The sequence below is a fragment of the Flavobacterium erciyesense genome (assembly GCF_018069925.1).
In the GTDB taxonomy this organism is placed as follows: domain Bacteria; phylum Bacteroidota; class Bacteroidia; order Flavobacteriales; family Flavobacteriaceae; genus Flavobacterium; species Flavobacterium erciyesense.
Window position 1 is genome coordinate 26,427 of record NZ_JAGPXB010000010.1, and the last position, 16,387, is coordinate 42,813.

The 16,387-nt window shown below is 36.6% G+C and carries 15 protein-coding genes; 12 read left to right on the forward strand and 3 right to left on the reverse strand.

Annotation, left to right across the window (positions count from 1 at the left end; genetic code table 11):
- Positions 1-40: 40 nt before the first annotated feature.
- The 5 genes from KBJ98_RS10850 to KBJ98_RS10870 all read left to right on the forward strand — a co-directional run bounded on the left by KBJ98_RS10850 (position 41) and on the right by KBJ98_RS10870 (position 4,303).
- A complete protein-coding gene (locus KBJ98_RS10850; RefSeq protein WP_210790621.1) occupies positions 41-352 on the forward strand; it encodes a DUF4286 family protein in 312 nt (103 codons plus the stop codon).
- A 139-nt stretch (positions 353-491) separates the two neighbouring features.
- The gene (rsmA, locus tag KBJ98_RS10855; RefSeq protein WP_166132517.1) at positions 492-1,271 is read left to right on the forward strand and encodes a 16S rRNA (adenine(1518)-N(6)/adenine(1519)-N(6))-dimethyltransferase RsmA; all 780 of its coding nucleotides are present in this window, start codon (positions 492-494) and stop codon (positions 1,269-1,271) included.
- Entirely contained in the window at positions 1,261-2,613 is a 1,353-nt protein-coding gene (gene mgtE / locus KBJ98_RS10860; protein WP_210790623.1) for a magnesium transporter, read from the forward strand. Before rsmA ends, mgtE begins: the two co-directional genes overlap by 11 nt.
- Before the next feature lie 221 nt (positions 2,614-2,834).
- A complete protein-coding gene (gene proC, locus KBJ98_RS10865; protein WP_210790626.1) occupies positions 2,835-3,611 on the forward strand; it encodes a pyrroline-5-carboxylate reductase in 777 nt (258 codons plus the stop codon).
- A gap of 95 nt (positions 3,612-3,706) precedes the next feature.
- The gene (locus KBJ98_RS10870; RefSeq protein WP_210790628.1) at positions 3,707-4,303 is read left to right on the forward strand and encodes a hypothetical protein; all 597 of its coding nucleotides are present in this window, start codon (positions 3,707-3,709) and stop codon (positions 4,301-4,303) included.
- 367 nt (positions 4,304-4,670) lie between these two features.
- Here the strand turns inward: KBJ98_RS10870 and nhaA are convergent, their stop codons facing one another.
- Positions 4,671-5,834 (reverse strand): Na+/H+ antiporter NhaA, encoded by a 1,164-nt coding sequence (gene nhaA, locus KBJ98_RS10875; protein WP_210790631.1) that lies wholly within the window; start codon positions 5,832-5,834, stop codon positions 4,671-4,673.
- A 142-nt stretch (positions 5,835-5,976) separates the two neighbouring features.
- On the opposite strand from nhaA, the gene KBJ98_RS10880 reads away from it, so the two are divergent.
- Genes KBJ98_RS10880 through KBJ98_RS10890 form a run of 3 tightly spaced genes read left to right on the forward strand, consistent with a single transcriptional unit; the run spans position 5,977 to position 8,180 of the window.
- Entirely contained in the window at positions 5,977-7,335 is a 1,359-nt protein-coding gene (locus tag KBJ98_RS10880) for an NAD(P)-dependent oxidoreductase (protein ID WP_210790634.1), read from the forward strand.
- A gap of 22 nt (positions 7,336-7,357) precedes the next feature.
- On the forward strand, positions 7,358-7,741 hold the full coding sequence (locus KBJ98_RS10885; protein ID WP_166132512.1) for a DUF4234 domain-containing protein: 384 nt from the start codon (positions 7,358-7,360) through the stop codon (positions 7,739-7,741).
- Entirely contained in the window at positions 7,716-8,180 is a 465-nt protein-coding gene (locus KBJ98_RS10890; RefSeq protein WP_210790636.1) for a DUF2752 domain-containing protein, read from the forward strand. The genes KBJ98_RS10885 and KBJ98_RS10890 overlap by 26 nt, the downstream gene beginning before the upstream one ends.
- A gap of 56 nt (positions 8,181-8,236) precedes the next feature.
- On the opposite strand, the gene KBJ98_RS10895 is transcribed toward KBJ98_RS10890, so the two are convergent.
- On the reverse strand, positions 8,237-10,039 hold the full coding sequence (locus KBJ98_RS10895) for a GNAT family N-acyltransferase (protein WP_210790638.1): 1,803 nt from the start codon (positions 10,037-10,039) through the stop codon (positions 8,237-8,239).
- 112 nt (positions 10,040-10,151) lie between these two features.
- On the opposite strand from KBJ98_RS10895, the gene KBJ98_RS10900 reads away from it, so the two are divergent.
- The 4 genes from KBJ98_RS10900 (at position 10,152) to KBJ98_RS10915 (ending at position 14,305) form a co-directional block, all read left to right on the forward strand.
- The gene (locus KBJ98_RS10900) at positions 10,152-10,913 is read left to right on the forward strand and encodes an exodeoxyribonuclease III (protein WP_210790640.1); all 762 of its coding nucleotides are present in this window, start codon (positions 10,152-10,154) and stop codon (positions 10,911-10,913) included.
- 156 nt (positions 10,914-11,069) lie between these two features.
- Positions 11,070-12,011: an OmpA/MotB family protein gene (locus tag KBJ98_RS10905; RefSeq protein WP_210790641.1), complete on the forward strand. Its 942-nt coding sequence runs from the start codon at positions 11,070-11,072 to the stop codon at positions 12,009-12,011.
- A 149-nt stretch (positions 12,012-12,160) separates the two neighbouring features.
- The gene (locus KBJ98_RS10910; RefSeq protein ID WP_210790642.1) at positions 12,161-13,198 is read left to right on the forward strand and encodes an aldo/keto reductase; all 1,038 of its coding nucleotides are present in this window, start codon (positions 12,161-12,163) and stop codon (positions 13,196-13,198) included.
- A 210-nt stretch (positions 13,199-13,408) separates the two neighbouring features.
- Entirely contained in the window at positions 13,409-14,305 is an 897-nt protein-coding gene (locus KBJ98_RS10915; protein ID WP_210790644.1) for a leucine-rich repeat domain-containing protein, read from the forward strand.
- A 97-nt stretch (positions 14,306-14,402) separates the two neighbouring features.
- On the opposite strand, the gene KBJ98_RS10920 is transcribed toward KBJ98_RS10915, so the two are convergent.
- The gene (locus tag KBJ98_RS10920; RefSeq protein ID WP_210790646.1) at positions 14,403-16,370 is read right to left on the reverse strand and encodes a transglycosylase domain-containing protein; all 1,968 of its coding nucleotides are present in this window, start codon (positions 16,368-16,370) and stop codon (positions 14,403-14,405) included.
- Between the last annotated feature and the right edge of the window lie 17 nt (positions 16,371-16,387).

The window sequence follows — 16,387 nt, forward strand, 5'->3', positions numbered from 1 at the left end:
CCCCTAGTAGGATTCCCCCTTCGGGGGTTAGGGGGCTGATATGATACTATACAACGTTACCACAAACATACACGAAAGCGTACACGACCAATGGATGATCTGGATGCAGCACAAACACATACCTGAAATGCTAGCTACGGGCAAATTCACCGCAGCACGCATGGTACGTGTATTGGTCGAAGAAGAAATGGGCGGTGTAACCTATTCTGTGCAATATACCACAGATAGTAAAGCTACACTCGAAAGTTATTATCAAGAAGATGCTCCTACAATGAGAGCCGAAGGAGTTAAGCTTTTTGGAGACAAAATGCTCGCTTTTAGAACCGAATTGCAACTAATAGCAGATTATTAGTACCTCAAAAGAAGATAAGTAGTACTGCTTAAAAAGGCTAAAGAAAGCATTTCTTTTACAGCAGTATGTAGTTCTCTTCAATTTTAAAATAATAGAAGTAGGCTTTGTGCCTATGTGCCATTGAGGCAAAATAAGAATTATGGAAAAAGTTACCGCCAAAAAGCACTTAGGACAACACTTTTTAAAAGACGAAAGTATTGCAAAAGATATAGCCGATACCTTGAATTTACAAGGATATGATGATGTTTTAGAGATTGGACCTGGAATGGGTGTGTTAACGAAATACCTACTGGACAAGCCCATTACAACTTACGTGATCGAAATTGATGCAGAATCTGTGACGTATTTGGATGCAAAATATCCAAAATTGAAAGATAAAATCATTTCGCAAGACTTTTTAAAATACAATATCAACGAGATATTTGAAGGAAAACAGTTTGCAATTATTGGCAATTTCCCGTACAATATTTCGACTCAAATTGTGTTTAGAACGCTTGAGTTTCGAGATCAAATTCCCGAGTTTGCAGGTATGTTTCAAAAAGAAGTAGCCGAGCGAATTTGCGAAAAAGAAGGTTCTAAGGCTTACGGAATTTTATCAGTATTGGTACAAGCTTTTTATGACGCCGAATACCTTTTTACAGTAGATGAAAATGTGTTTAATCCGCCGCCAAAAGTAAAATCGGGTGTGTTGCGCTTGCGCCGAAAAGAAGATTATAGTTTGCCTTGCAGCGAAAAATTATTTTTTACCGTAGTAAAAACTGCTTTTCAACAGCGACGTAAAACCTTAAGAAATAGTTTGAAAACGTTGAATTTGACTGATGCTTTGCGCGAAGATGAAATATTCAATAAACGACCTGAACAGCTTAATGTAGCTCAATTTATTGCCCTCACCCAAAAAATAGAAGCCGATGGAATTTAAAATCAGCAAAGTATTAATTCATGAATTAGAGCAACTCATTCAAAACAAAAACGACCAGCAATTGGAAGTCTTGTTGAATGACATGCACCATGCTGATATTGCTGAAATTCTGGATGAATTAGACTTTAATGAAGCTACCTATATCTTTAAAGTTCTAGATAGCGAGAAAACGGCCGAGATCCTTTTGGAACTCGAGGATGACCTACGTGAAAATATCTTAAGCAGGCTTTCGCCAAAGGAAATCGCTGAGGAGCTCGATGAACTTGAAACAAATGATGCGGCAGATATTATAGCCGAGCTTTCGCAAGATTTGAAAGCCGAGGTAATATCAGAACTTCAAGACGTAGAACACGCGAAAGATATTGTTGACTTGTTGCGTTATGACGAGGATACTGCGGGTGGAATCATGCACAAGGAGTTGGTTAAGGTCAATGAAAATTGGAACGTACTCACTTGTGTAAAAGAAATGCGCATTCAAGCTGAAAATATTTCCAGAGTACACTCCATTTACGTGGTAGATGATGAGGACAGACTAAAAGGACGCTTGTCACTCAAAGATTTATTGACTACTTCGTCAAGAACGCCAATTAATGATGTGTACATCCGAAAATTAAACTCGGTGAAAGTAGATACTGAGGATGTTGAGGTGGCGCGTATCATGCAAAAGTACGATTTAGAAGCTATTCCGGTGGTAGATGAACTAGGCCGCCTCGTTGGGCGAATCACCATTGATGATATCGTTGACGTAATCAAGGATGAAGCCGATGAGGATTACCAATTAGCAGCTGGTATCTCGCAAGATGTTGAAGCCGATGATAGTATTTATGAACATACCAAAGCACGTTTGCCTTGGTTGGTCCTGGCATTATTAGGAGGTTTTGTTTCGGTTAAAGTTCTAGGACTTTTTGAAGGTGCAATGTTGCAACACGGTAATTTGTTCTTTTTTACGCCGCTTATCGCTGCAATGGCAGGAAATGTTGGTGTACAATCATCAGCTATTATTGTGCAAGGATTGGCTAACAATACGTTAAGTGGATCCGTTTTTAATCGTCTAATCAAAGAGGTCTCGTTAAGTTTATTAAATGGAGTTATTTTAGCTACCATTTTATTTGTAGGAAGTCATTTTTTACTGAATGTAGAAATGATTATCGGGATTATTGTCACTACCGCTTTGATTGCAGTAATTATAATTGCTTCATTAATAGGTACTGCCATACCATTGTTGTTGGATAAATTCGGAATTGACCCTGCCTTAGCCACTGGGCCTTTCATAACAACGAGTAACGACATTTGTGGTATTTTAATTTACTTTTCAATAGCACGATTGATTTTAGGGTTTTAATCCTTTAAATTAGATTTGAATATTATCATTCAGCCAAAAATGAAATTTTTTTATGCCACTAGTTTGGTTCAAAATGATTTCATTTTTGGCTTTTTCATTTATGGACTTTGTGATTTGTGTTGCTGATTTAGCTATTTTTGAGAAAACTAAACTAAAACTAACTACTTGCCTCATTGATTTTGTTCTAGATACAAAAGCGAAAGGGCAAAAAACTACAACGAATGAAAGTACACATTATTGGCGGAGGAAACCTAGGCGTTTCTATCGCACTCGGTTTGGCTAAATTTGCCACACAGCATCAGGTGACCATTACACGACGCAACATTTCGAGTATTCTTTATCTCGAAAAATTAGGCGCAACAGTAACAACGAATAATATTCTCGAAATTCAAGAGGCTGACGTAATTATACTCACCATTAAACCCTATCAGGTAGATACCGTCTTGGCCGAAATTCTACCACAAATTTCCAATAAAATCATAGCATCGGCAGTGAGCGGATTGTCTATTGAAAATTTGCAATCTAAAATTGGCGCCAATAACTATGCGGTTCGCATCATGCCTAATATTGCCGCACAATTTGGTGCATCGGCAACATGTATTGCATTTCATGAAGCCCATAAAGAATTGGCTCAAGAGGTAGTTGCTCTATTCGAAAGTTTGGGTACCGCACCGATTATTGACGAGAAATTGATGGATGCAGCCACCGTTCTAGCAGCGAGCGGAACAGCTTTTGCCCTGCGCTACATTCGCGCCTCAATGCAAGCCGGAATCGAAATTGGTTTCGATTGGCAAACGGCATTAGCCATTTCTGCTCAAACGGTAAAGGGAGCTGCCGAAATGCTTCTTGAAGAAAAAATCCATCCAGAACAACTAATTGATCGGGTAACTACGCCGCAAGGCTGCACCATTGCAGGTTTAAACGAAATGGAAATGCACGGTTTTAGTTCGTCCTTGATTCGAGGAATAAAAACTTCCTTGAAACAGATTAAGGGATAGTAGTTGTTAAGTGCTATTTTTCTTTATTTTTCTTATAAAAATCAAAATTTAGAGATAGTTTTGTGTTTTTTTATAAATAATAAATAAACTAAAAAATGAAGAAAGTATTCTTAGCATTAATCCTAGTGAGCACCGCTAGTGTATTTGCTCAAAATGTGAGTGTTGAAAAATCGTTAACTTCTGTTCAAATAGGAGGTGGAACAAAATTTGGGCTGTGGATTAATAATGAAACAAGATTATCTAACACTATTGCGTTACGCAGTGAAATCGGATTAGAAAATGATATTACTGTGGGAAGTCATTATGATAACGAAGGTTTTATTTTACAACCCGTTTTGACATTAGAGCCAAAGTACTATTATAATTTGTTCAGCAGGAGTTCAAACTCAAAAAAGATTAAAGGTAATAGTGGTAATTTTATATCTGTAAAAACTAGTTACCATCCGGATTGGTTCGTGCTTAATATTGATGAAAAAACTACTAGATTGGCTGATTTATCAATTATTCCGACCTGGGGATTGCGTAGACAACTGGCAGAAAATTTTAATTTTGAAACAGCCATTGGTATAGGGTACCGCGTAGTGTATTTTAAAGAGAATTCTTTTAATGGCAATGCACTTAATGTAGATGGAGCTTACAACAGGAATCAATATGTTCCGTATTTACATGTTGGTGTTTCTTATTCATTATAAAAAAAACCGAAGAGAGTTTGCGGTAGCTCCAAGTTAACACAGCATCGAAATTGGGAATGCATTTTCATTGCAAAAAGAAAAAGTTCAACTGTATCCTGGCCAAACCAAGGTTTTGACAATCAACCCCAGTGCTACATATGAGCTTGGCCTTGGTATAATGATTGGACTTGTGTTGTCAGTGATAGTGGTGCAGTTTATTGTACTTCAAAAACTATCGTTTTTAATGCTGCTGCCATGTGTTGTTTTTTTCTTCTTGAATAAACGCGATTTCATAGAAAGTTTTGCCACAAACCAAAAGCTACTAAATACTAAAAAGCCTCGTTCAAAATTTGTAAACGAGGCTTTTTTTATTGTTTTATTAACCCAATTAGGATGTGGTAGTTTTGGTTTTTCTTGTTTTCAAATTAAACTTAAGCCAAACAAAACCAATTGTTCCCGCCATAAACGAAGCTAATAAAATGGCAATTTTAGAGTACGTGATTACTTCTTCGCCATCATTTTTAAATGCTAAAAGGGTAATGAAAATTGACATCGTAAAACCAATTCCACCAAGCATTCCGGCGCCCAAAATAGTAGACCATTTTAAGTCTCGTGGTAAAGTACAAATTCCTAAACTCACCGCAAGGAACGAAAATAACCAGATTCCTAATGGCTTACCAATCACTAATCCTGCAATGATTCCGATTGTGTTTGATTGCGTTAAGCCCTCATGCCAATTTGGATTTATAGCGATGCAAGTGTTAGCAATAGCAAACAAAGGTAAAATGAAAAAGGCAACCGGATTGTGCAGGAAATGCTGTAATTTATACGAGATGGTCTTTTTTCCGCCATCTCCAAACGGAATCACAAATGCCAACAAAACGCCAGTTATAGTAGCGTGAACGCCAGAATTAAGCATAAAATACCACATTCCTGCACCGCCAAGAAGGTACGGCCAAAGACTATGTACGTTTCGTCTATTCAAAATAAATAAGCCTCCCATAATTCCAAAAGCGATGGCTAGATTTAAAAATGAGATGCTTTCGGTATAAAAAATAGCAATAACCATGATTGCACCTAAGTCGTCAATTACAGCAAGTGCAGTCAAAAACACTTTTAAGGAAGTAGGCACTCTGTTGCCTAAAAGCGATAAAATACCGATTGCAAAGGCAATATCAGTAGCCATTGGTATTCCTGCACCATTTTGGGTAATTGTTCCAAAATTCAAGGCCAAAAAGATTCCTGCTGGAACAATCATTCCGCCAAGTGCACCAAAAATAGGTAAGGCAGCATTTTTTAGGTCAGATAGCTCTCCTTGATATATTTCGCGTTCTAATTCTAAACCTATTAGTAAAAAGAAGATTGTCATCAATCCGTCATTAATCCAATGGGTGATGGAATGATGCCCAATTTGAGTGTCCCAAAAAGCAATGTAATCGGTTTGTATGGCAGAATTCGCCAAAAACAACGATCCTAAAGTGACAAATAGTAATAAGATTCCGCCTGATTTTTCGCTTTCAAAAAAAGCTTTGAAGGTTTTTGTTAATTTCATGGGTAATTTATTGTGTAGCAGCAGTCGGATTGCTACGAATTTGTAGTTTGCAAATTTACGATTTTAAAAGTGAAATTCCATTCGGGAGCTAATAAACCGTATTTTTTTTGTTAATTTGAATGGTTAAATCTCCATCATCATTATGGCTATAAAAGTCCTTCATCTCGATAGCAATCATCCCATCTTGTGGGAGCAATTAGAAAATGCTGGTTTCATCAATCACAACGATTACAAATCCTCTAAACAAGAAATAGAGGCAGTAATTGATCAATATCACGGAATCGTAATTCGGAGTCGTTTTAAAATTGATCAAACTTTTTTAGACAAAGCAACGCAATTGCAGTTCATTGCTCGCGTAGGCGCTGGACTAGAAAGTATTGATTGCGAGTATGCCGAATCAAAAAATATCTCGCTAATTGCTGCGCCAGAAGGCAACCGTAATGCGGTCGCTGAACATACGTTGGGTATGATTTTGTCACTTTTTAATAAATTGAATCAAGCCGATCGTGAAATTCGTTCGGGTCAATGGAACCGGGAATCAAACCGTGGGTATGAGCTAGAGGGGCAAACCGTGGGCATCATCGGTTATGGCAATATGGGGAAATCATTCGCCAAAAAACTACGCGGTTTTGATGTTACTGTTTTGTGTTACGATATTGTAGATGGGGTTGGCGATGCCAATGCTAAGCAAGTAAGTTGGGCGGAATTTCAACAAAAAGTCACCGTATTGAGTTTACACTTGCCTTGGACACCTGATACCGATAAAATGGTGAATGAAGCTTTTGTTAATGGCTTTAAAAATCCGTTTTGGATTATGAATACCTCACGAGGCAAGAATATTGTAACTGATGATTTAGTCGCTGCACTGCAATCAGGAAAAATCTTGGGAGCTGGTTTGGATGTTTTAGAATATGAAAAATTGTCTTTCGAAACACTTTTTACGGATGCCAATCCGCCGGCGGCTTTCCATTATTTATTGCAAGCGCCTAATGTAATTTTAACACCCCATGTAGCGGGTTGGACTTTTGAAAGTCACGAGCGATTGGCGCAAGTTATTGTTGATAAAATAAAAGCGAAATATGCTCCTCAACCAGAAAAGACAGAGCCTAAACCACGAGTAACCGGTGTCGGCGGTTTCTTTTTTAAGACGCAAAATCCAGCCGAATTGAAACAATGGTACCACAAACATTTAAGTCTGCCGACAGATGATTACGGTGCTACTTTTTGGTGGAAAGACAAACAAGGTAATGATTGTAGTACGCAATGGTCGCCTTTTGAAGCAGACACCAATTATTTTGAACCCAGTCAAAAAAACTTCATGCAAAACTTTAGAGTAGCTGATTTAGAATCGCTTTTAAAAAAATTAACAGCAGAAGGTGTAACAATTGTAGGGGAGATGCAGACTTATGAGTACGGAAAATTTGGCTGGATCATGGATCCCGAAGGAAATAAAATTGAACTCTGGGAACCAATTGATGCTGCTTTTGAACCAAAAAACTAATCTAACCAAAAAACTATAAACTATGGAAAATCAAAAACACGAAGCTTGGAACACGCCAAGAAAACCAATCCCTGTATTTAAGGTAGACCCTTTGTTGGTTTTAGTATTGGGTTTTTTAACATGCGGATTGTATTTAATTTATTGGAATATTAAAGTAGCAGAAGTTTTTAATGCTGTTTCAGAAAGACAAGTTATTTCACAGCCAGTTGCGATTTTTGCGGGCTGTTGCTACCCGGTAAATATATACTTCTTTTATTTGGCAGGAAGAGATGCTTTGCCAGATGTGTATGCCCATGCAGGTGTTCCACAGAAGGATGATACTGTACTTTTACTTGTTCTAGGATTCTTTTTTCCAATGATTGCTGCAATGAAAGTTCAAAATGACATCAATAAATTATATAACTAATATCAGAGTAAAAAGAAAGATTTACGGAATTACTGGTGCGATTTTAACGCTGATAATTCCGTTTTTATTAATGCTCTCTAATGAAGATAATCATCTTCAAACAGATCAATCTTTGTGCCCGTTTAAAATGATCTCTGGTTTTCCGTGTCCAGGCTGTGGAATCACCAAATCATTAGTTTACTTTTTTCAAGGTGATTTACTTAAGAGTTTAAGTTATCATATCTTGGGTCCTTTTGTAGTGATATTTAGTCTTTTTTCAATCGTTTTGTTGACTTGTGAAATAGCTACTAGAAAAGAATATCTAAACAAATATTTTTACAATAAAAAGCTTGCATACGGATTAGGAGTTTTTTTGGCAATTTACCATGTATGTAGATTAATTTATTTTGTTCAAAATAATTCATTAGATAGTATTTTAAAAGAGTCCATTTGGAAGTGATATAAAAAACAAAATCCCGATTCAATCGGGATTTTGTTTTTTATAAATAATATGTTTTACTCTTCTTTTTCAACTAGTTTGCGCTCTAGTTCGGCTTGAAATTCTTCCATAACAGGTTTCATCGTGCTTTCTGGAATATCTGCAATCCTTATGTACATCAAACCATCAACCGCATTATTAAACAAAGGATCAACGTTAAACGCCACTACTTTTGCATTCTGTTTGATATATTTTTTAATTAAAACCGGTAAGCGTAAACTGCCAGGTTCTAATTCGTCAATAATCTTATCGAATTTATTCAAATCCGACTCAGCTTCGTCAAAAATAAAGTCTTTATCAGCATCTTTCAATTTAACTTTGTAAGCCTTTTTCGGATGAATGTATTGCGCAATGTACGGATCGTAATAGTTTGATTTCATGAACTCAATCATTAACGATTTCGAAAAATCTGAAAATTGATTACTAATACTCACGCCGCCCAATAAAAATTTATGTTCCGGATAACGCAAAGTGGTATGCATAATTCCTTTCCATAACAAGAATAAAGGCATTGGTTTTTGCTGGTATTCTTTTATGATAAAGGCACGGCCCATTTCGATAGATTTGTGCATCATATCGTGCAACTCCGGCTCAAATCGGAACAAATCATTCAAATAAAAACCATTGATTCCGTATTTCGGATAAATTTCTGATCCCAATCCCATACGGTAAGCGCCTGCTATTTTATTCGCTTCGTTGTCCCACAAAAATAAATGGTGGTAGTATTGATCGTGCTTATCCAAGTCGATCGATTCATTGGTGCCTTCGCCTACTTCACGAAACGTAATTTCGCGCAAGCGGCCTATTTCATGTAAAATACTCGGAATTTTAGTCGCTCTCGCAAAAAACACCTCGTAGTTTTTACTTTGCAGCAAACGACAATCTGTGATGCGTAAACTTTCAACTTCTTGCACCATCGTTTCTGGACTGGCAGCGGTAACAATTGTTTTTGGGCTTTTTGGAATTTTAAGTGTAGGCGTTGGTAAAAAGGGAATTTCTTTCTCGAAAGGATTCGCCAACATGTACGTTTTCTTTCTTAAAAATTCAGAGTATTCCTCTAGCGTAGTATGTTCGTTTTGTTCGCTTACCGAAATCGGTTTACCAATACGCACTTTAATCACGCGGCGTTTTTGACTAAACACTTCCGAGGGCAGTTTAGCAGTACGCAACGTGCCACTTATTTTAGATAAAAAATAAAATAATTTGCTGTTTTTAGCATGGAAATAAATTGGTACAACGGGCACTTGTGCTTTTCGAATCACTTTGATAGCGCCTTCTTCCCAAGGTTTATCTACCATTAACTTACCATCTTTGTATGTCGAAACTTCACCTGCAGGAAACATTCCCAAAGGTTTTCCATCGCTTAAATGGCGTAGAGTTTCTTTAATACCTACCACGCTTGACTTTACATCCTTATGATTTTCAAAAGGATTTACTGGCATGATGTACTTTTTGAGTGGTTCAATGCGGTGCAGTAAAAAGTTGGCTATAATTTTAAAATTGGGCTCTCTTTCTAGCATTAATTTTAAAAGTAAAACCCCGTCAATTCCGCCTAGCGGGTGGTTTGATATGGTGATATAAGCGCCTTCTTTTGGTAATCGTTTTAAATCTTCCTCCGGAATTTCAAATTTAATTTTTAGGTCATCCAATACTCCATTCAAAAATGCTACATCTTGCAGATGCTTGTTTCTGTTATATACTGTGTTTAAGGTAGATATTTTTAGCACCTTCATTAACATCCATCCTGAAAAAGTTCCAAGAAATCCGTATTTGTCTACATTTATTGCTTTTGCAACTTCTTTGGCGGTTACTAAACCCATTTATTATTGTTTTTAAGGCAAGAAACAAAGATAGCAAAAAACTCCATTTTCTCTATTTTTCTGGGCCAAACTTCTTCTTTTTTGTTACATTTGGGTTTCAAAAATCTACTTCATGAGAATTATTTCATACAATGTCAACGGGATACGAGCCGCTATTACAAAAGGATTTTTAGACTGGTTGCAAGCCGCTCAACCGGATGTTATTTGCCTTCAGGAAATTAAGGCTACCGAGGATCAAATTCCGGTCGAAGCCATTACTCAAGCAGGTTATCCCTACCAATATTACCATTCTGCTACTAAAAAGGGATACAGCGGAGTAGCAATTTTATCCAAAATAAAACCCAATGCAGTAGTACACGGAACCGGAATTGACCACATGGATTTTGAAGGGCGAAACATTCGTGCTGATTTTGATGATTTTTCAGTCATGAGTTTGTACTTGCCATCAGGTACCAACATGGATCGATTGGATCACAAGTTCATGTTCATGGACGATTTTCAAAACTATGTTAACGCACTCAAAACTGAAATCCCAAATCTAGTAATTTGCGGAGACTACAACATTTGTCACCAACCTATTGATATTCATGATCCGGTGCGCAACAAAAATGTTTCTGGATTTTTGCCCGAAGAGCGCGCTTGGTTAGATGGATTTATCAAATCCGGTTTTGTAGATAGTTTTCGTCATTTCAACAGCGAGCCGCATCAATATTCGTGGTGGAGTTACCGTGCGGGAGCCCGAAAAAATAACAAAGGCTGGCGTATTGATTACAATTTAGTGAGCGATTCTCTAAAACATAAATTAAAAAGAGCCGTTATCCTTTCTGATGCCGTGCACTCAGATCACTGCCCAATTCTAGTCGAACTCGATTAGGAGTATTAGGAGCTTTATCCTGCTATTCGCTGTAATCTTTTATTTTTTAAAGAAAAAAATAAAAGGATTTCCGCTGCTATCAGGGCTAAAAGAGTTCGGTTTTCATCACATTTTCGAGTTCTAAAACAAAATGAATCAACATCAAAAATTAACGTTATGATAAAAAAAGTTTCCATCGGATTGCTAGTTTTAGCCTTGTCGACATCCTGTGTTTCAAAAAAAATATACAACGATCTAGAGAATAAATTTGCCGACCTAAAAAAAGAAAACAGAAGTTTGGCTGATGAAAATTCGAATTTGCAACAAGGTAAAAACAAAGCTGAACTAGAGCGTGACGGTCTAAAAACGGATCTAGATAAAAATAAAGCCGACTTAGCTAAATTCAAAGCCGAATATGCTGCAGCACAAGAGCAATTTAAAGCCTTGCAAGATTCGTACGCAGCCCTTGAAAAAAACAGCAGCGATGCCTTGCAAAGCAACCTCAAAAAAAATCGTGATTTGTTAGGTCAACTTGACGAAAAAGGAAAAGCTTTAGCATTAGAACAAGAGCGTTTAAGTAAGAGTGCGCAACGTTTGCAAGAATTAGAAGATTTGATTGCTGCCAAAGAGGCTAGCATGAAGAAACTAAAAGAAACCTTGTCTAAAGCTTTGAATAGTTTTGAAGGCAAAGGCTTAACTGTAGAGCAAAAAAACGGTAAAGTTTACGTGTCTATGGAGAACAAGCTGCTTTTTAATTCCGGAAGTTGGGCGGTAGGCTCCGAAGGTAAAAAAGCGGTTGTAGAGCTAGGAAAAGTGTTGGGTGATAACCCTGATATTGCCGTGCTTATCGAAGGACACACAGATGATGATGCTTTTAGCGCATCAGGACCAATAGCTGATAACTGGGATTTATCAACCAAAAGAGCAACTGCAATCGTAGCTATTTTGAGCGAAAACAAAAAAATCAACAAACAAAATCTAACTGCTGCAGGTCGTGGTGAATTCTCGCCTTTAGCTAGTAACGCTACTGCCGATGGTAAAGCAAAAAACCGTCGTATTGAGATCATCCTAACTCCTCGTTTGGATGCCATTGCAGAAATGCTTAATGAAATAAATTAAAAAAGAAGCAAATATTCAAAGAGGCAAAGGTTCAGAGTTTTTACTCGATACTTTTGCCTTTTTTCCCTTTGCCACTTTGCCACTTTGCACCTTTGTCACTCTGTGCCATAGTGCCTTTGTCCCTTTTTACCACTGACTTAAAAAAAAAAATGAAATACACTACTTTACCGAATACCGATATAAAAATTAGTAAAATCTGCCTTGGAACCATGACTTTTGGGCAACAAAATACAGAGGCCGAAGGGCATGCTCAAATGGATTACGCGCTTGAAAACGGTGTTAATTTTTTTGATACTGCCGAGATGTACTCCATTCCTGCCAAGAAAGAAACTTACGGCAGCACCGAACGCATTATTGGAACGTGGTTTAAAAAATCAGGCAAAAGAGATGAGGTAGTTTTAGCTACCAAAATAGCAGGACCCAATCCTAATTTTGGGTACATGAGACCCGAGTTAGACTTTTCTCCTGCCAGCATCACACACGCATTAAATGCTAGTTTAGAACGTTTGCAAACTGATTATGTTGATTTGTATCAACTGCATTGGCCAGAGAGAAAAACGAATTATTTTGGGCAACGCGGTTTTAAAGTACAAGAGGATGAATGGCAAGACAACATTCACGGAGTATTGGAAACTCTAGATGGTTTTGTCAAAGCAGGTAAAATAAAACACATCGGACTATCAAACGAGAATCCGTGGGGAATAATGCGTTTTCTAGAAGGAAGCAAACACCACAATTTGCCTCGAGTAAAAACAGTTCAAAACCCGTATTCGTTATTGAATCGTTTGTTCGAAGTGGGTTCGGCAGAAGTTTGTATGCGCGAAAATGTTGGTTTACTGGCATATTCACCAATGGCTTTTGGAGTTTTATCAGGTAAATTTTTATCGGGTGAGGCACAGCCTAATGCGCGCATTTCGTTGTTTCCGCAATACACCAGATACAGCAGTGAGCAATCTACCGAGGCTACAAAAATGTACCAAGATATTGCGCAACGTTATGGTTTAACTTTGACTGAATTGGCTTTGGCCTTTATCGAGCGGCAAGCATTTGTGAGCAGTACCATAATTGGAGCCACTTCAATAGAGCAACTCCAACAAAATATCAATACAATTCAAGTGTCACTTTCTGATGAAATTTTGCAAGCCATTGATGCCGTTCAAGCGAGTATTCCTAATCCAGCTCCGTAAAAAATGATAGAAATAGAAAGATTATAAAAGACGGAATGCCGTAAAAAATGATAGAAATAGAAAGATTATAAAAGACGGAATGCCGAAAAAAGATTAAAATAGTTTATCCAAAATTTGATTTGGACTTACTTTTTGGAATTTAGTTTTTATGTAATTGTAATTCTAGAGTCTGATGCATCATTGTTTAAGTGTAAAGTTTAAAAATCAATTATGAAAAATATAATTTTCTTGTTCTTTATGATTTTTTCTGTTTCAGGTATTACTGCACAAGAAAAGAAATGGGGTATTGAATATGGAGCATATGAAAGAGTAAAAGATGGTTCTATGAAAATAGAAGATGCTACTTATTTAACTTTTTTCAGAGTAAAAAAAATACCAAATGATTTAAAAGACTTTTATAATGTAAAAGAAATGCGTCTAGCAAGTTGTAAAGAACTAAAGAATGTAGATAACCTATGTTGTTTAGATAACTTGGAGCGATTACAAATTGATAATTGTCGCTTTGGAAGCATTAAAATTGATTCAAAATTATTTGAAAAATTACCTCGATTGAAAACATTAGAAATAAATTCTTCTACAATTAATACTATTTCGAACAAAATAAGCAATTTAAAAGCCTTGACTAACCTTACTATTTCAAATAATGGCGAAGGTGAAAATGTGTTTATAGATTATACGTTTTTGGAAGATTTGCCATCTTTAGAAGAATTAGATTTGGGTACCAATTTAAATATATGTTTTAGAAATTTAAAGAATTTAAAAAACCTTAAACGAATAGCATTAAGCGATTCAAATGAAAATAGTCACATTTTATTTGAGATTTTCGGTAGCTTAACCGGTCTAGAAGAAATAAGTTTGACAGGGGCTCAAATTGCTCGAATTCCATTTAGGAAAATGTCCAAATTGAAAAAGTTAAAAATAACCACTAATAAATCTATTGAAAACTTCGGAAGTTTAATTGGTATTGAAACATTGGAAGAATTGCATATCGGTAACTATATAGCTAATGCTGATAGCGAGTTGATATTAAAAAAGTTGTCAAGTGTTAATCCGAAATTAAAAATTTTTAAAACATATAATCAACTATCAGAAGATACGGATTACTAGCAAAAAATCGCCAAATAATCCATTTCAATAGTTTGAAGTTTCGACTATTTTAACCACCAACTTTTTTCAGCTACAAAATTTTAGTGTAATTTTTTATTTAAAGATCAAACTCATTATCAAGCGTAATCGAATCAGTTTGTACTTGCGTAGAATCGATTGTTTTTACTTTGATAAATGATTGTGCTGGACCAGAAATAAAGAGCGGTAAAGCTTTATAAATAGTGTCTTCGGGGATTAATAGTCCACGACGGAACATTAATCTAGTTAAAAAAGCTTCTTGCTTCACTGCAAAATCTTTCAACTGTCCTTGATCGTTAAATTGGTACATGAATTTCTTCGGGCTAGGGATAATTCTAGCCAAGTACAAACATTCATTTAGCGATAACTCGGCAGGAGTTTTCTGGAAATAAAACTGACTCGCTTCGCCAATTCCGTAAACATTTGGCCCCCATTCAATGATGTTAAAATACACTTCAAGCATGCGTTCTTTACTCACAATGCGGTTGTTTTCTAGAATATAAACGAGTAAAATTTCTTCGAGCTTTCGCGAAAGCGTTTTTTCTCGGCTTAAAAATGCATTTTTAACCAATTGCATACTGATGGTACTTGCGCCACGAGCAAATTTTTTGGTTCGGATGTTTTTTACAATAGATTGTTTAAAGGCTTCGTTGATGAATCCACGGTGTGAAAAGAACGACGGGTCTTCAGTGGTCAATACACATTTTTGCAGGTAAGGTGAAATTTGATCCAAAGGTGTGTAATTTGGGTTGCCCGTTCCTACCAAAATACCACGCTGAAAAACATTGTTAATCAAAGCGCGGTACACAAATTCGCCGTTGAGTTTTGTTAAATTCGCCTCTCCGTATTTGATGATTTTTAGATTTTCTTTTTGCAATTTACTGTCAAAAACAAGCTGATTGGGTTTGTTTTGGTTAAACGCAAAATCCAGTTTGTAACTAAAGTTTCCACTGGCCTCCATGCCTTGAAAATGGGTAAACAATCCCGTAGGTAATGAGGTGATGAAATCTTGCGCTTTCATTTTTGGCAAATCAATCTTCATCTTATAAATGGTGTCTTCCTCGGTTTCGTACGCCAAATAAGGATGCATTTTTATATTGTTAATTTGTACCGTTGAACTACTGTCGACTGCAATAAAATCAGATCCTAAAACAAATCTATAGTCGAATTTTGCCTTTTCAAAAAGCACATCTTTACTTGCTATTTTTGGATGATTGAGTTTTAAATTGGCGATTGACATGGCGCCATTAATACGTACTTCATCGCCGTCTTTGTCAATGTTATCAAGTACAACGCGTATCGAATTAAAGCTGGTTTTTAGGTTAAAACGTTCTTGTAAATACGGCATTCTGATAGCTCCCGTATCTATATTAATCAATTGAATGTCGGCTTTTTTATTTCTAGGGTCAGCAAAACCTTTGATGCGCCAGCGCTGGGTGAAGGTTTTGTTTTGAACTTGTATGTTGGTTTCAAGTTGTTTATCGGCTAGACCTAATTTTTGAATTTGAATATTGGTTTGATTGCCGTTGTCGTTGAATTTAAAAGCCACATTGTTCAGCTCCATATCGGTTGGAACCAAATTCAAGGTTTTCGAAATTAATCGGTAAGCAAGTTCGGCATAATCGCGTTTTTCATTGTCGGCGCTCGCTTGTTTGTCTTTTTTTAAGAAGGCATCAAAATTGCTTTTTTTGCCATTTTTTACCAATTGAATGTAACCATTATCGATGTGTAAAGTGCCTACTTGTACATTTCCAGCAAGTAATTGCCATAAATTGACACTGGTTTCTAGCTTTTGAATTTTAAATAAAGTGTCGGCATTATTAGGAGCCAAAACCAAATCGCTAAACTGTAAACCAGAAAGTCCATCGAATGAAGCCGACTTAACGCTAAAATTAGCATTGTAATCTACCTCCATTTCATGCGAAATCTTAGCAATGGTTTGTTGCAGGACGGCATCTCTAAAAATATAAAATCCTGTAATTAATACAATTACAGTTGTGACACTTATTTTTAGCGCTAAAATTACTTTTTGCTTTTTGGTTTTCATTATCTATTGACTGGGAA

Excerpts from the sequence above, each read along its gene's own strand:
- KBJ98_RS10905 (WP_210790641.1), top strand. The coding sequence starts at position 11,070 with ATGATAAAAAAAGTTTCCATCGGATTGCTAGTTTTAGCCTTGTCGACA.
- KBJ98_RS10885 (WP_166132512.1), top strand. The coding sequence starts at position 7,358 with ATGGAAAATCAAAAACACGAAGCTTGGAACACGCCAAGAAAACCAATC.
- KBJ98_RS10895 (WP_210790638.1), bottom strand. The coding sequence starts at position 10,039 with ATGGGTTTAGTAACCGCCAAAGAAGTTGCAAAAGCAATAAATGTAGAC.
- KBJ98_RS10880 (WP_210790634.1), top strand. The coding sequence starts at position 5,977 with ATGGCTATAAAAGTCCTTCATCTCGATAGCAATCATCCCATCTTGTGG.
- mgtE (WP_210790623.1), top strand. The coding sequence starts at position 1,261 with ATGGAATTTAAAATCAGCAAAGTATTAATTCATGAATTAGAGCAACTC.
- KBJ98_RS10890 (WP_210790636.1), top strand. The coding sequence starts at position 7,716 with ATGACATCAATAAATTATATAACTAATATCAGAGTAAAAAGAAAGATT.
- KBJ98_RS10920 (WP_210790646.1), bottom strand. The coding sequence starts at position 16,370 with ATGAAAACCAAAAAGCAAAAAGTAATTTTAGCGCTAAAAATAAGTGTC.
- KBJ98_RS10900 (WP_210790640.1), top strand. The coding sequence starts at position 10,152 with ATGAGAATTATTTCATACAATGTCAACGGGATACGAGCCGCTATTACA.
- proC (WP_210790626.1), top strand. The coding sequence starts at position 2,835 with ATGAAAGTACACATTATTGGCGGAGGAAACCTAGGCGTTTCTATCGCA.
- KBJ98_RS10870 (WP_210790628.1), top strand. The coding sequence starts at position 3,707 with ATGAAGAAAGTATTCTTAGCATTAATCCTAGTGAGCACCGCTAGTGTA.
- KBJ98_RS10850 (WP_210790621.1), top strand. The coding sequence starts at position 41 with ATGATACTATACAACGTTACCACAAACATACACGAAAGCGTACACGAC.
- nhaA (WP_210790631.1), bottom strand. The coding sequence starts at position 5,834 with ATGAAATTAACAAAAACCTTCAAAGCTTTTTTTGAAAGCGAAAAATCA.
- KBJ98_RS10915 (WP_210790644.1), top strand. The coding sequence starts at position 13,409 with ATGAAAAATATAATTTTCTTGTTCTTTATGATTTTTTCTGTTTCAGGT.
- rsmA (WP_166132517.1), top strand. The coding sequence starts at position 492 with ATGGAAAAAGTTACCGCCAAAAAGCACTTAGGACAACACTTTTTAAAA.
- KBJ98_RS10910 (WP_210790642.1), top strand. The coding sequence starts at position 12,161 with ATGAAATACACTACTTTACCGAATACCGATATAAAAATTAGTAAAATC.